The organism is Phocaeicola sp. RTP21359st1_B8_RTP21360_211022 (genome assembly GCF_040911965.1).
In the GTDB taxonomy this organism is placed as follows: domain Bacteria; phylum Bacteroidota; class Bacteroidia; order Bacteroidales; family Bacteroidaceae; genus Phocaeicola; species Phocaeicola vulgatus.
Map to the genome: position 1 here is coordinate 1 of NZ_JBDFXP010000025.1, position 14,703 is coordinate 14,703.

10 protein-coding genes and 1 pseudogene are annotated in these 14,703 nt (G+C 35.7%); 8 read left to right on the forward strand and 3 right to left on the reverse strand.

Annotated elements, in window-relative coordinates; translation table 11 throughout:
* Window positions 1-61: 61 nt before the first annotated feature.
* Window positions 62-2,887 carry a P-loop NTPase fold protein gene (locus AB5062_RS13505; RefSeq protein WP_229097060.1) on the reverse strand — a complete coding sequence of 942 codons (2,826 nt, stop codon included), beginning with the start codon at window positions 2,885-2,887 and terminating at the stop codon, window positions 62-64.
* Between the two features lie 286 nt (window positions 2,888-3,173).
* Window positions 3,174-3,539, reverse strand: a complete 366-nt coding sequence (locus AB5062_RS13510) for a trypco2 family protein (protein ID WP_005646259.1) — start codon at window positions 3,537-3,539, stop codon at window positions 3,174-3,176.
* Between the two features lie 311 nt (window positions 3,540-3,850).
* Between AB5062_RS13510 and AB5062_RS13515 the strand changes: the two are divergent.
* Window positions 3,851-4,131 (forward strand): annotated as a pseudogene (locus AB5062_RS13515) (hypothetical protein).
* Window positions 4,132-4,270: 139 nt separating this feature from the next.
* Here the strand turns inward: AB5062_RS13515 and AB5062_RS13520 are convergent.
* Window positions 4,271-5,164, reverse strand: coding sequence for a hypothetical protein (locus AB5062_RS13520; protein WP_005646255.1), 894 nt, complete (start codon window positions 5,162-5,164; stop codon window positions 4,271-4,273).
* A 175-nt stretch (window positions 5,165-5,339) separates the two neighbouring features.
* Between AB5062_RS13520 and AB5062_RS13525 the strand changes: the two genes are divergently transcribed.
* Genes AB5062_RS13525 through AB5062_RS13555 form a run of 7 tightly spaced genes read left to right on the forward strand, consistent with a single transcriptional unit; the run spans window position 5,340 to window position 14,699 of the window.
* Window positions 5,340-5,582 (forward strand): helix-turn-helix transcriptional regulator, encoded by a 243-nt coding sequence (locus AB5062_RS13525; RefSeq protein ID WP_005646253.1) that lies wholly within the window; start codon window positions 5,340-5,342, stop codon window positions 5,580-5,582.
* Between the two features lie 14 nt (window positions 5,583-5,596).
* Window positions 5,597-7,450, forward strand: coding sequence for a site-specific DNA-methyltransferase (locus tag AB5062_RS13530; protein ID WP_005646249.1), 1,854 nt, complete (start codon window positions 5,597-5,599; stop codon window positions 7,448-7,450).
* Window positions 7,447-8,532, forward strand: a complete 1,086-nt coding sequence (locus AB5062_RS13535; protein WP_007855535.1) for a virulence RhuM family protein — start codon at window positions 7,447-7,449, stop codon at window positions 8,530-8,532. The genes AB5062_RS13530 and AB5062_RS13535 overlap by 4 nt, the downstream gene beginning before the upstream one ends.
* Entirely contained in the window at window positions 8,529-10,874 is a 2,346-nt protein-coding gene (locus AB5062_RS13540; protein ID WP_007855534.1) for a DEAD/DEAH box helicase, read from the forward strand. Before AB5062_RS13535 ends, AB5062_RS13540 begins: the two co-directional genes overlap by 4 nt.
* A 5-nt stretch (window positions 10,875-10,879) precedes the next feature.
* Window positions 10,880-11,098 carry a DNA modification system-associated small protein gene (locus AB5062_RS13545; RefSeq protein WP_005646242.1) on the forward strand — a complete coding sequence of 73 codons (219 nt, stop codon included), beginning with the start codon at window positions 10,880-10,882 and terminating at the stop codon, window positions 11,096-11,098.
* Window positions 11,099-11,106: 8 nt separating this feature from the next.
* Window positions 11,107-13,107 carry an AAA family ATPase gene (locus AB5062_RS13550; RefSeq protein WP_005646239.1) on the forward strand — a complete coding sequence of 667 codons (2,001 nt, stop codon included), beginning with the start codon at window positions 11,107-11,109 and terminating at the stop codon, window positions 13,105-13,107.
* Window positions 13,108-13,112: 5 nt separating this feature from the next.
* Window positions 13,113-14,699: an ATP-binding protein gene (locus tag AB5062_RS13555; RefSeq protein ID WP_005646237.1), complete on the forward strand. Its 1,587-nt coding sequence runs from the start codon at window positions 13,113-13,115 to the stop codon at window positions 14,697-14,699.
* The last annotated feature ends 4 nt before the right edge of the window (window positions 14,700-14,703 follow it).

Consider the following 14,703-nt stretch of genomic DNA (forward strand, 5'->3'; position numbering starts at 1 on the left):
TATAGTAATTTTGTAACAAGTTATGGATGGAGCTCTTTTCAATTAGAATACAGCGCACTTTTCAATTAGTATCTACACCCAATGACGAATATTCACTGTCATCTTTTTCAATCATTTGGTTGCCCAAATTATCAGAGAAGTGTTCAATGTATTTTATCAGAATATTTTCATCTTTGTTTTTATTGTTATAGTATGAAATAACATTCTTCCATGTTGGATTAATTAAAAACAAATTATATGCAAGTGTTTTCAATTCATCTGTATTAATATTGCTATCATCATCTAACAGTTCTTTTTGCCCTATTAAATAGTTTTCCTTATCATCAGTCTTTATCTTCTCACTATTTAAAATGAACAAAAGCGAATCTTTCGTTTCATCTTTACAATCTTTCGAGAAGTGCATTACAGCTTTATCTATATTGTTTTCAATATCTTCTATAAAGATACTGTATTTTGTATCCCTAATTCTGCTTAGATTTAAGTTTCCTTCTTCTACCTGTGAATCATTAAAAATGAAATTTGCAATAATACATAAATTATGGCTGTTTATCTCGTATGCCTGATTATCTATTGACTGTTTAAGAAGTTCCGAATTCTTGTCATTAAGCTTCTTGAACTCTGAGTCTATTACTAAATCCAAACACCGTTCTTTTCCTATATTCTCGAATCTATCAGTTAGAAACTCATAATGATTATTTAGCCATCCCCTGGCTTCTTTACAAATTTCCTTACTGTATTTAAGCCAACCTTCTATTAATGTATTTTTTTCATCATTATTGTTCCATGATTCTATATTTATCCAGGACTGTATCTCATCCCATTCGATGTAATGTTCATAAACTTGTTTCTGAGCATTACCATAAAGATAATATTGAGCAAGGAAATCTAAGGGGGCTTGATCTGTTTCCAATATGTTCATTATTAGATTAAAATAGTCTTTATGAGATGATGATACATAATCCAACAAATCATTATTTAGAATAGCCTTTGTTTCAAACATATAAGGAAGAAGTTCCTTAACGAAATTTTCTACCTTATCAATGTGGTAAGAATATTCCTTTGGTATATCTCTCTTGATAGATAACAACAACTCTCTGTCTGCTAAAGAGACCATTCCTTCATAAAAGAAGGAAATATAGTCATAATATTCCTCATCAATAAATCCTCGACGAATAAATACATCCATCATCTCAGATAGTCCAATGCTCTTGTATAAGTCACTTTCTCCTTGTTTATAATGACCTATAAGTATCTTTAATCGATACTTATGAACATTTAGCTTTTGCTTATATAGCATTGCTCTGTCTCGCTCAAATTTACTTTCTGGTATTCTAAGTAAAGCTATACGTCTCTTAAAATTAATTTCTTTGTCTATAGAATTAAAATCAAAAGTATAAGAAGTATGCTCATTTCCACCATAATACCCCCAATAAGAGTAACAAACTTCACGTTTTGATATCAATTTGTTGAAAAGATCTTTGTCTTTAGAAATTTGATCTAAAGAGTAGTTTTGACCGTCAATAATAAATTCTGTGACCTTATTATTTATACGTTCTCTTATTTTATACAAATAAATAAGGCGTAATTCTGACTCTTTTAAGTGTTTCGTTTTAAGAAATGCTTGATATTCATTTTCCAATGTTTCTTCCTTTTTAGCAATTTCATCCAAAGCACCTTTAGCAAAGTTCGGCTTTTCTTTTATACAGTTATAAACCTTTCCCTCTCGTCTATGAAGCATTGCAAAATCTTTAGGATAATAGTTTTTATAAACTATCATAGCCAATAATTTTGTCAGATTCAATTTTTGATTATTCCCAGTACACAGCTTTTCCCTGTATTGCTGAAATTCGTTGGCAATATTGGTTAAGATACGCATATCCTGAACAAAGAAGGCCATATCTCTTAAGTCACCATCCTTAATCACATTATCTTCCAAACCTCTTTCATTTAATGCGGCTTTTAGTATATCCTTAGAATTTGACGGATTGATAACAGGTATCACAGTCGTAATATAGTCAAAAAACTTTGTACGTTCTTCGTTAAGGAAAATATCATCCTTTACAGCATATACGAAGACTATGTTTCTACTAACTATTTTAGATTCATTGAGTAATTGGTTTAACTCTCTTAGCTTTAGAAATATATCTGGACTGCCGAACCTATCCAAATCCTCTATAATAACAACATTATATTTAGTTACTTGAAAGAAATATAGAATTTCATCCAAATGATTATTAAAGATTGAAGTTTCTTCTTTAATTTCAATAACTCCATCTTTAAGGTTCAACTTATTGAGTTTTGAATTACCATATGATCGTACAAAATATTCCACAACAAAATAAAGGATTGTCAGCATATATAATATCGCTATGCTGTCAAATATAATATTATAATCACCCCAATTAAGTGCATTACATATACTTTCAACTCTCAACCATTTTGGTTCAAAAGCTATTAAAAACGATATAAAAAACAGGATAGCATTTAATGAGATTTTTCTTAATGTCCCCTCATCAATGTGTATAATTCGCTTAAATCTTGAATTCTGGACTGTTGAAGTTTTTTCCCGGTATATAAGTTGTTGTAATATACTATATTCAATTCTTCTGTTTAGCTTTTCAATTTCTTCATCAGTCTTTTGGGGAGGATTTTCTTCCTCATCTGCCTTTAAAGTTGCTAATGAAATAGGGAGATATTCATAATTACCAAAATTCTTCCTGAGAGTCAATAGAATTGAACTCTTACCGGAGCCAAATGGTCCAGTAAGAGCTATATTTTTTATTTCTCCTTTTTTCAAGGCTTCTTCAATTACTTCATTTAATTCCTTAACCGTTTTATAAGAGGAATCTTCAGAAGTCAGAATTTTTGGATTTAATGCTCTAATCATATTTTATCCTATCTCGTTTTTAAATCAATCTAATCTTTCCAGTCAGCAACTGCTGCATTATTATATTTAGCCTTTTTTACCTTCAAAGGCGTCTATTTCTCTGTCCATGCTTGAAAAATAGCTTTTGCTCCTGTAACTCTTTTGGGCAACCAACCTTTAAGTCTAAACATCATTTGGCGAAATCCTTTTTTGACTATTGGATGTTCCTTTAGATATGCCAATGAAATAAAGTGATTATTTACGACATTACCCTAAAATACCTCCTACTCTATAAAAAGCTTATGTATTACTTCCCAATTATATTTGTTACAGGTAAACAGACTGGGATCGAGAATTTCACTCTACTTTCATTTGATGTACTTTTACCTTCTTGAGATTTTCCACCAACTCCTATAAATGATACTCCTAATTTGCCTTCAATCTTTCCTTCTTCTGACTCAATAACAGTAACAGCGATATCCATATCTATCAATTGTACTCGTCTTTGGATATTAACGTGTTCTGGTTGTTTGGGAATACAAAAATCTCCTTGTTCCCCAATTGTAATATTAGGGTTTACAATAACGCCATACTGATTACATTTCTTAGATGCCTCTAATATACCTAATGATATTTGTTCAATGGTATTGCTTATAAAATCTTTCAGTTCCATATATTTATATGTTAATTCAGAATACAAAGGTAATGAATATCAGAGATAAACTATCCAAAGTTATTAGTTATAAAATAGCAAAATTGTAGATTTGAACAATTGAAGTACAAGACCGCGGGGTAAAGAGACTAGCATTCAACGTCAGAGGGAGCCTCAATTTATTGGTATATCAGAACCCCGAAAATCCAAGTGGTAAGATTTGATGGAAAAACGCTTGTACGGCGTTCGGATAATGATAAGATGTTCGACTACATTATTGCTTCCAATAATGAGAATAAGCCCAAAGAACGGATAACGAATATGTATGCGAAATGAATTTATACATCCGTTTTGGGGAATACGGTTGTGGTGTTGGCAGCATCTCCGACTGAAGCACCATCATTGTGCGCAGCAACTTTAAACTGAACCAGCAGGAAAATCTGAAAGACCTTGCCCGTTTCTTCAAGGAGTACGCCCCATGCTATGGTTACAAATACCTCTGCACCGAAGATGATGACTACAAGTATTATCAGACCCTTGGTTTGAAACTTATCCACAGAGGATTTTTCAGACAATATAATTATGGATGCCGTTGAAGGAGTTGGAGGTGTAATGTGTATGTCTTTATTAAGGAGAGGATTTTCCTCTCCTTTTTTACCGTTACCCCTAAAATAATGTAATGGTAATTACATTTCTTACATGTATAAACACCATTATTTTTATAAATTTATATTCCAGGTAATCATATTGTCTTATATTTTATATTCAAAATTTAGTCCTTGAAGAAATTTTTGAATATAGTGTTTGGGAATATTCTGATCACATAATACAGAAGAGAATGTTTTTGATAGTATCGATGAAAATTCATCAGGGAAAATATCTTTTAATGAAGACATTAACTTTCCAAGTAATGATATTCCGAAACTGTATACAGGATCAAAAAGTTCATCTTCCATTTCAAGATTTAGGTTACTTGTACTTAATCCATGAACATAATCAGAGAGTGATGAAAAGAAAGATGAAGGACATTTAAAGCCCATTAAGTCATACATTTTCTCCCATGAAAAGCGGCTTTTGGGAGAAGAACGAAGCGACTGAAATCTCCAATTATGACCTTCTATTAGTTTATCGATGAACATTTTATTATTTGCATAAATAGGTAATGATTTTATCTGACATACTGAAAAATTACAAGCCTCTTGATAATTCTGTTTGGCTGCTTTAACCTGTAGGCACAATTTTTCATAATCTTCCTTACTAATACTCTCATTATATGTAGGATTATTAGATAATTGATTTATACGATTTTGTAGTCCATCTATTATATAAAGATAGTGTCGCAATAATTTTACATTTATATCTTCCTCTCTGTAAATAAGAATAAAGGATGAAATACTATCTGCCATTGAACGAATGATCATATTTGCTATCACATAGTCTCTATCTCTTTCTATTACTGAATGTAAAGTGTCAGCTGTTTTTACAATACGTTCAGCTATCACTAAAGAATAGTCTTTTACAGAATTTATGTCACTGGAGTTATAGTTACCTTTTAAGAACATCACTTCATACTTTAGTGTGGTTAGAATTATTCTAAACGATTCTTCGCAAGTAATTCCTGTTCTTTCTAATTCGGGTATTTTCATTGTTATAATGTTTATTCAACCTACTTAAAAACAAAGTTAGTCATAGTTTGCGACTTTGCATCTTTTTAGTCTATATAATTGAATTAATTCGCAAATCTTATTGCAAATAGTCCTATTGAAATGATGAAAAATAGATAGGCTTTCTTATCTTTGCATGGAACGAAAGAAAATCCTTATGGAAAAAGAAAAAGACATAAACCGCATCAAGGTTGTGCTTGTGGAGAAGAAGCGGACCAACAAATGGTTGGCCGAACAATTAGGAAAGGACCCTGCCACGGTATCGAAGTGGTGTACAAACACATCACAACCCGGACTGGAAACGCTGCTGGAGATAGCGCGTGTTCTGGATGTAGATATTAAAGAACTGCTGAACTCTACACGTGACGATGTTCAGTTAGTTAGAATTCAAAAACAGTAAAGCCAAGTAATGTTATGAACAGTAATGATAGAGCCAATCTCATAAAACGTATCAATACTCTAGAAGGACTGACCGATAAAGAACGTAGTGACTTGTTAGGTTTGTTACGAGAAAATAAAACTTATGGTCTGGTATGGGAAGATAAGCCGGAGGACGTAGAAGAACGTCTTCGCGAAGAACTGCCCATCTTGACAGAGGTGCCGGAACGTGTCATTATTAGTGAAGATAATGATGCACCAAACCATATTCTGATTGAAGGAGATAATCTGGAAGCTCTTGCTATTTTGGCTTATACACATGAGGGAAAGATAGATGTAATCTATATCGATCCTCCATATAATACAGGAAATAAAGATTTTATATATAACGACAGTTATGTGGATAAGGAAGATTCTTATCGCCATTCTAAATGGTTGTCATTTATGAGTCGTCGTTTGAAAATTGCCAAGAAGTTGTTATCTGACCGTGGAGTAATTTTTATTTCTATTGATGATAATGAACAAGCGCAGTTAAAGTTGCTTTGCGATGAAATTTTTGGAGCAGATAGATTTATTACTAATTTAATTTGGCAAAAAAAAACAGGTGCAGCAGATGCCAATGGAATAGCAATAATTACCGAATATATCCTTGTATATTGTCTCGATCCTCAAAATGCTAAAAATATTTTTTCTTATAACAAAAATGCTTTTGATATAAAAAGATATAGATACACTGATGAATTTGAGAAAATACGAGGACCATTTTATTACGACTCTTTAGATAGAGGTAGTATTCAATATAGTGATGGACTTAATTACGGAATTGAAGCACCTGATGGCTCTATGATTTTCCCAAATGGAAGACTTTCTTTTGTTAATGATGGATGGACTTGGAAATGGAGTAAAGAAAAAGTTGAATGGGGAATCAAAAACAAATTTATTGAGATTGTACCAACAAACAAAAAGAAAAATGGTTGGGCTGTTAAATATAAGATATATTTAAATGTTGATAATGAAGGTAATGCAATAGAAAAATCTGTACCTTATAAAAATCTTATAAGTGGTATTTTAAATGCAGATGCAGCAAATGATATCAAAACTATTTTTAATTCTAAGGCTTTCAGCTATGCGAAGCCTATAGAATTAATCAAATTATTTATTAATTTAATAGCCAATAAAAAAGGAATTATTCTCGACTTTTTCGCGGGAAGTGGTACTACCCTCCATGCCACTATGCAACTTAATGCAGAAGATGGAGGTCACCGCCAATGTATTCTTGTTACAAATAATGAAAACAACATTTGTGAAGAAGTTACTTACGAACGAAACAGGCGAGTAATTCAAGGTTATACAAACGCAAAAGGCGAAGAGGTAGCAGGTTTAACAAAGAACAATCTCCGCTATTACCGTACCGGATTTGTTGGTCGCAACCGCTCGATGCAGAATATGCGAAAACTGGTTAATCTTGCTACAGATATGCTTTGTATCAAAGAAGACCTTTATACGGAACAAAACACCTTTGGAGGTCAGAAAACCTATAAAGGTATCTTCCGCTATTTCGATGATGGTAAAAAACAGATGCTTGTAATTTATCGTGAAGAAGCCATCGATGAATTGGTTGATATAATCTATGATATGGACATACCTCAACCAATAAAAGTTTATGTGTTCTCACCCAGTGAAGACCCTTGGGAAGGTTCGTTTGATGATGTCAGCGACAAGGTGGAGCTATGCGCTCTGCCACAAGCCATATACAATACTTACCGCAGAATTCTTCCCAAGAAAAAGGATGCCATCATTGCGCCGGAAGATGATGCTCTGGCAACCACTCAAAAAGATAAAGACCTGTTTGATGGAATGTTGAACTTTACAGATGAGGAGGAAGCATGAAAGAGCAGTCAGATAAGAATAAAAAGAAAAAAGAGCAAGTAACTGTACGCAGCAGTGCAGCAGAATACTTGAACTATGTGGCATGCGTGGGAAATGATGAACAGCAAATAGAAATACGCTACGAAGATGAAAACATTTGGCTCACCCAGAAACTGATGGCAGCACTATATGGTGTAGAAGTACATACCATCAATTATCATATCAAAAAGATATTCGCAGATAGTGAATTGCAAGCAGATTCAGTTATTCGAAAATTTCGAATAACTGCTCCGGATGGGAAACAGTATAACACAAATCATTATTCATTGGAAATGATTATTGCTGTTGGTTTCAAGGTTAATTCAGAAAAGGCCGTACAATTCAGAAAATGGGTAAATGGAATAGCCAAAGAGTACACCATTAAAGGGTGGGTTATGGACTCGGAAAGATTGAAGCGCGGAACTTTTCTTACTGATAAATATTTTGATGAACAACTGGAACGTATCCGTGAGATACGCGCCAGTGAACGTTTGTTCTATCAAAAAATAACGGATTTATATGCAACAGCCGTAGACTACGACAAGACAGCATTGGCTACTCGACGTTTTTATGCTACAGTACAGAATAAGATGCACTATGCTGTTCATGGACATACTGCAGCGGAACTCATTGTAGAACGTGCAGATGCCACAAAAGAACACATGGGATTGACTACATGGGCTGATGCTCCTGATGGGAAAATACGGAAAAGCGATGTAGTGATAGCTAAAAATTATTTGTCAGATACAGAAATGGGACAACTTCAACGCATGGTTACTGCCTATCTGGATTTTGCAGAATCAATGACTTTGCGTCACATTCCTCTGACTATGGCCGACTGGGAACAGCGTTTGAACAGTTTTATCAATCTCTTTGAATACGGTCTTCTTAATGATGCCGGACGTGTGACTGCTGAAATTGCACGTTTGCATGCAGAAACGGAATTTGAAAAGTACAGAATCATACAAGATCAGTTATTTTTATCTGATTATGACCGTTTCCTACTGGAAATGAAAGAGATAGAAAAGAAAAACTTAGAGAATAAAAAAGGAAGAAAACAATGAAAAATATACCATACCAACAGAACGCTGTCAATGAACTGACCGATAAAACAATCCGTCTGTTAAACCTCGGTGGCAAACGACACAAAATTGTGTGTGAAGCGCCAACAGGTGCGGGAAAAACGGTCATGACCTGTCAGGCTTTGGCAAATATAACCGACGAATTGAAAGAACGTGGTGACAGCCGTTATCAGGAAGTTGCCTATATTTGGTTTGCACCTCGTAAACTTCACCTGCAAAGTTATGTCAGCTTAAAGAATGCCTTTGGCGAAACACGGAAACTTCGGCCTGTAATGTTTGACGAGATTGACCAGAGTGAAGGCATACAATCTGGAGAAATATTGTTTGTCAACTGGGAAAGTGTGAACAAAGAAAGTAATGTCATGGTACGCGAAAACGAAAGCTTTGCTTCTTTGTATGAAATTGCACGACGGACACAAGAAGAATACGATTTGCCCATTGTTGCCATCATAGACGAGGAACACATGTTTTGGTCAAAAACTGCCGATAAATCGGCAGCAGTGCTGGAACGTATCAATCCGGCTGTGGAACTGCGTATTTCGGCCACTCCCAAGACACTTCATCCTGATGAAAAAGTAAAAGTTTACCGACAGGATGTTATTGCGGCTGAAATGATTAAGAAAGAAGTCGTGCTGAATCCGGATATAGAACTGGATTTCAGTGAAGAACGCACACTGAACGAAAATCTGATTAAGGCGGCATTGGCAAAACGTAATCAGTTGGCTGAGCTTTATCAGGAATTGGGCGTCAAAATCAATCCCCTATTACTTATCCAGCTGCCCAACGATGTGAAGGAAACCATGACTTCGGAAGATCAAGCTATCACAGAACAGGTGAAAACCTATTTGGAAGCTATATGCGGGATAACCGCCGAAAATGGATTATTGGCCGTATGGCTCGCCAACGAAAAAGAGAATCTCGCCGGACTGGAACGTCCCGATAATATGACGCAAGTATTGCTATTCAAAGAAGCAATTGCTTTGGGTTGGGACTGCCCTCGTGCAGCTGTTCTTTTGATCTTCAGAAAATTGCAAAGCGACCAGTTTACAATACAAACCGTAGGACGTATTCTGAGAATGCCGGAACAGAAACATTATCCGAAAGAACAGCTTAATATCGGTTATGTTTATACCGATATTGCAAAAGATAAAATTCAGATTGTCACAGCCGACTCTGACTATATCCTGAAAAATACAATTACGGCATGCAGACGTGAAAATCTTGAGAATGTGTCTCTACCGGCTTACTATTCAGAACGTCCTAATGTGGAACGAAATTATTTGGGGCCAGACTTCAAGAAAACATTGTATGAAGTAGCAGATGAATTCTGGAAACTGGAAAGAGGTGCCGGCTTGTTTTCTATCGCAGAATTGGCCACCTTAAGAAATGATAATGCTGAATTTACTCCGTTGCCGGAAAGTGATGACGATTTAGTAAATGAAAACAGAAGACGGGTAAAGAATTCAATTCGTTTGGATGTCAAGACAATCAATGTGGAGATTCCGAAAGATGTACACTTCCAGAATGAAGAACAGATATTGAAAGTAGATCAAGTGCGCTTTGCCCGTAAAGCATCTGAAATAGACCGCGTATTTATGGCATATATAAGCGGTAAAGGACATCAATTTGAGAGTAAAGGTAGAGCTGATAAAATAGCCAACTACCTGCTTGAAATGCTTGCTGACTATTTTGGAGTCTTCGATACTGATGCAAAAAAGGTAGTCCTTTATTATGATAACAAACCAAAGTTTGACCGTTTGCTGGACATGGCCTTAGAAACATACGCCCGTAAAAGAGAACATGCGAAAAGAAGATCTGCCGCTGCCAGAGAATTAAAACAATACAACTGGGAAGTTCCGGAAGAAAGAGTCTATGACAGTGAAACCAACCATATTGAGACTGCAAAAAATCATGCTTTGTTGCCATTCGTACAACTTAACGAAGCTTCTAATCCAGAGAAGGAATTTGTGAAATATTTGGAAGAACATTCACAATGGATTGACTGGTGGTATAAGAATGGGGACAAAGGAAAACAACATTATGCCATTGCATACGGAAAATCTTTATTTTACGTTGATTTTGTTATCCGTATGAAGAATGGACATGTATATCTTTTCGATACGAAAAGTGCCGGAAGTGATGTAACTGCTCCGGAGAAACATAATGCCTTGTTGCAATATATCCAGGAATATTCAACTAAAGATACACCTCTTTATGGAGGAGTTATCATTCAAGATGGAAGTAACTGGCTATATTCCAAACTACCTATTGAGAATACTACTGATTTGTTAAACTGGGATGCTTTTTATCCTGAAAACGCATAAAGATTATGGCTAAAGGTATAGATCCGAAATTTGTTCACTACGGCATCCGCAAAGATGATTTAGCTATGATAGAAGCAATCTGTGAAGCGGAAGGTGTAGATTTTGACTGGTTAAGTGAAGATATTCTGAAGGCCTATCATGCCAAGAAGGTTGACGTGATAGAAATGAGTGATAATGAAACGGAAGACATCATCCGTAATGCAATCCAAAAAATACGTCAATAAATACGATTATGCTGATACAGAGAATTAAAATAAGCAATTATAAGACTTACTTGTCACTTGATCTGGATTTGACAGTCGATGACGATCGCCCTATTATTCTGATTGGCGGTGCAAATGGTGGCGGTAAGACTACTTTATTCGAGGCCATAAGCGGAGCTCTTTATGGTTTGAAAATTGAAAACAAAGAGCATTTCATGGAATTGCTCAATCAGGGAGCCTTAAATACAGCCAAACCTGAGATTTCCTTACAAATAACATTTGTAGGGAAAGTACTCGGCCAGCAACAGAAGTACATATTAAAGCGTGTTTATCAGTTAAATCCGCAAGGCAAGCCATTGGAAAGCGTATCGCTGAACATGAACGGGAACATGTATGTTTACGGTACAATGACTGCTCCCAAAGACCGGGTAAAAGCAGAACAGGAAATCAATAAAATCATCAAAGCTAATCTGCCTCAGGAACTGAGCCAGTATTTCCTGTTTGATGCAATGCAATCGAGTGAATTGCTGAAGAAAAATGTATTTGCCCAAACCATTCGTGATAATTTTGAGAATGTGTTGGGCTTCAAAAAATACCTTCAGTTAAAGCGTGCTGCTGAAAAACTACAGCAAGAATGGGCACAGCAACGTCTTGAAGCAGAAAAAGAAGCACAGGAATATAATGAATTATGCGCACAAAAAGACAAACTGACCGCAGACTTAAATACGTGTATAGCGGAACAAGATACAAAATATAAGTATCTTGCGTCGGTAGAAGTGGAATATAAACGGGCAAAAGACGGTGCCCAAGAAGCATCTGCCCTTAATAAGAAGATACAGGAACTTGCCAGTAAAATTGACGATATTGTAAAACGTGCAGCAACGTATGCTGAGGACTTGAAAGCATTTGTTGATAACATAGAAATTGATTTATTCTTACCTAAATTAGCTTCGAACCTGGCACAAGAAATCAATAATATCCTCCACATAAAGGAACAACTTCAGAAAGAGAATACTGGTGCTTATCCGTTGGAGACATTGAAAGACGTGACAAATAAAATTATAACTTACTTAAAAGATTTGTCACTATGCAGTGAATCTGTGGATGAAGAACAGGTTGTATCTCATATTGTAGCTATCCAAAATAGTACTAATAAAGAAGATCCTTTTGGTTATCTTGACGAAGCGGAAGTAACCGCTTTATCCAACTTGGTAAAAAGAACTGGCTCCAATCAGTTCATTGCACTTGACCGCCAACGCCAGGAACTGGAAATTCAACTTTCCACGTTGGATAACTTACGTTCGCAAAAACAGACCTTGGAACAAACACAGGCCGGTGGTAATGAATATCTAATTCAAAATTATGAAGCCGCTCAAAAACAGATAGAGAAACTGAAAGGTCAGGAAGCGACTCTGAAAGCAGACATTCAACGTCTTGAGAAACGGATTCATCAGTTTGATGTACAAATCCAGCAAGAACCTGATATTAAATTCGACACTTTGGTCAAGCTTAAACCTCTGTTTGAAAAGATTGCAGACAGTTTGCTGAAGAAGAAAAAAGCCCAGATTGAAAGTGAAATGCAACAGCAACTCAACAAGTTACTGGTTTCATATAAAGGTCATGTAGCCAAAGTTGAGTTGTCCGACAGCATTGAACAATTCAATATAAAACTCTATCATACTGCCGGAAATGAGATTTCATTGAATCAGCTTAATGCTGCATCCAAACAAATCTTCATCCAGGTTTTATTGAAAGTATTGCGAAACCTGGGAGATTATAATCCACCTGTAATGATTGATACAGTAATGGGTGTTCTTGATAATGAAAGTCGTGATGCCTTGATGGAAGAATATTTTCCACAATTGGCAGAACAAACGATTTTGCTTTGTACGACCTCTGAAATCAGAACAGACAGCGACTACATCAAACTGGAACCGTTTATTTCCAAAACCTATACACTTCATCGCAATGTAGAAGCACAGAATACTACGGTTGAAGACGGTTATTTTGGTTTAACTCTTAATCAGTAAAAGAAATGAGCATCATAAATTTTTCAAATACGCGCCAGATGGAAGGATTGTTTGACGCAATCAATCCAATCAAGGAACTGATTGAATCAAAAATCAATCTTTCCAGAACAGCTGATCGGGAGAAACGTATAAACTTGAATCAGAATAAGGTAATGCGTATCTGCTTCATCGTGGGACTAAGTTTGCCTACAAAACGTTCCATAGATGATTATAAGGATATACAGCTATCAGTGTCATCAGCCAGAATCATACCAAGTTTTTTCACGATGCATGATTTAAGTACCTTATATTCAGCATTGTTAAAGCTAAGATATGCAGACTTGAATATTGATTGGACTCAAAACGCTACTCTTTCTCGAATTATCGCAGCAGAAATGCTTCGTGGACGTGACTATCTGATGTCTGACAACAATCTGGATTCCTTCTTATACGCTATGAACAACAAAGTAGCCATGACAAAAGATATTCCAGTGCTGAATCTTCTGATTGGCAACTATGGTGATGAAGAAATGGAAGCGACTTTGGACATAAACAGTCGTTCCATTACCAACTCACAGATTATCATTGCGGGAGCTACAGGATCTGGAAAGACTAATTTGCTGGCTGTTTTGATTCAGCAATTCAGAATGTTATCCACAGAATCACAATATCCCGTGAACTTCCTTTTGTTTGATTACAAAGGAGAGTTCAGCGATATACAGAATAACCATTGGTTATCACTTTTCGATGTGGACCGTTCTTGTATTCTGGATCCATTGACACAGCCATTGCCTTTTACTCCATTTAAGGATTTCACTGGGCGTTCTATCAATGAAATCAATCTGTACTCTACAGAAATGTCTTCTGCTTTATGTTCCATAGACCGAGTAAGTGCGAGTGCCAACATGAACAATCGTCTTAGTGAAGCTATTGTAGAAGCCTATAAATCGACAAATGGCGCCCCTATTTCATTTGAATTAATGCTGAAATGCTATCAATCACGAATGAAAGATGCAAATAATGATGATAGTATTTCTTCTGTTCTGAAGCAATTGGTTAATGCGCATATCTTTGAATCAGAAGATAAAGTTTCTTTGATTGATGACAGCTACATCATCAAGATGGATGGATATCCAAAAGATGGCCCTATAGCCAAAGCTATTGTGTATTTCCTGATGTCTAAACTTAATAACATTTATGAGTTATTGGATAAACAAGCAGTGAATGATGAAGTAGTACAAATACGTCATTTCTCTATTATTGATGAAGCTCACTATATGCTTGACTTTGACAATCGCCCTCTGCGTAATCTAATTGCTGTAGGCCGAAATAAAGGTCTGAGTATTATCCTTGCCACTCAGAACATGAGTAGCTTCAAATCAAAAGGTTTTGATTTTTATGCCAATGCACAATACCCACTTATTATGAAGCAGCAGACTATTGATGATAAGGTCATCAAAGACTTGTTTGGCGTGAGTGGTCAAGAACTTCAAGAAATCAGAACTGCTATAGCCGGACTTCAAAAGGGTGAGCTGATTATAAAAGACCAGATGGCTTTTGCCCTTGGCATGGGGAATAAGTATAAGAAAATTAATGTGACACACTTGATATAAACAA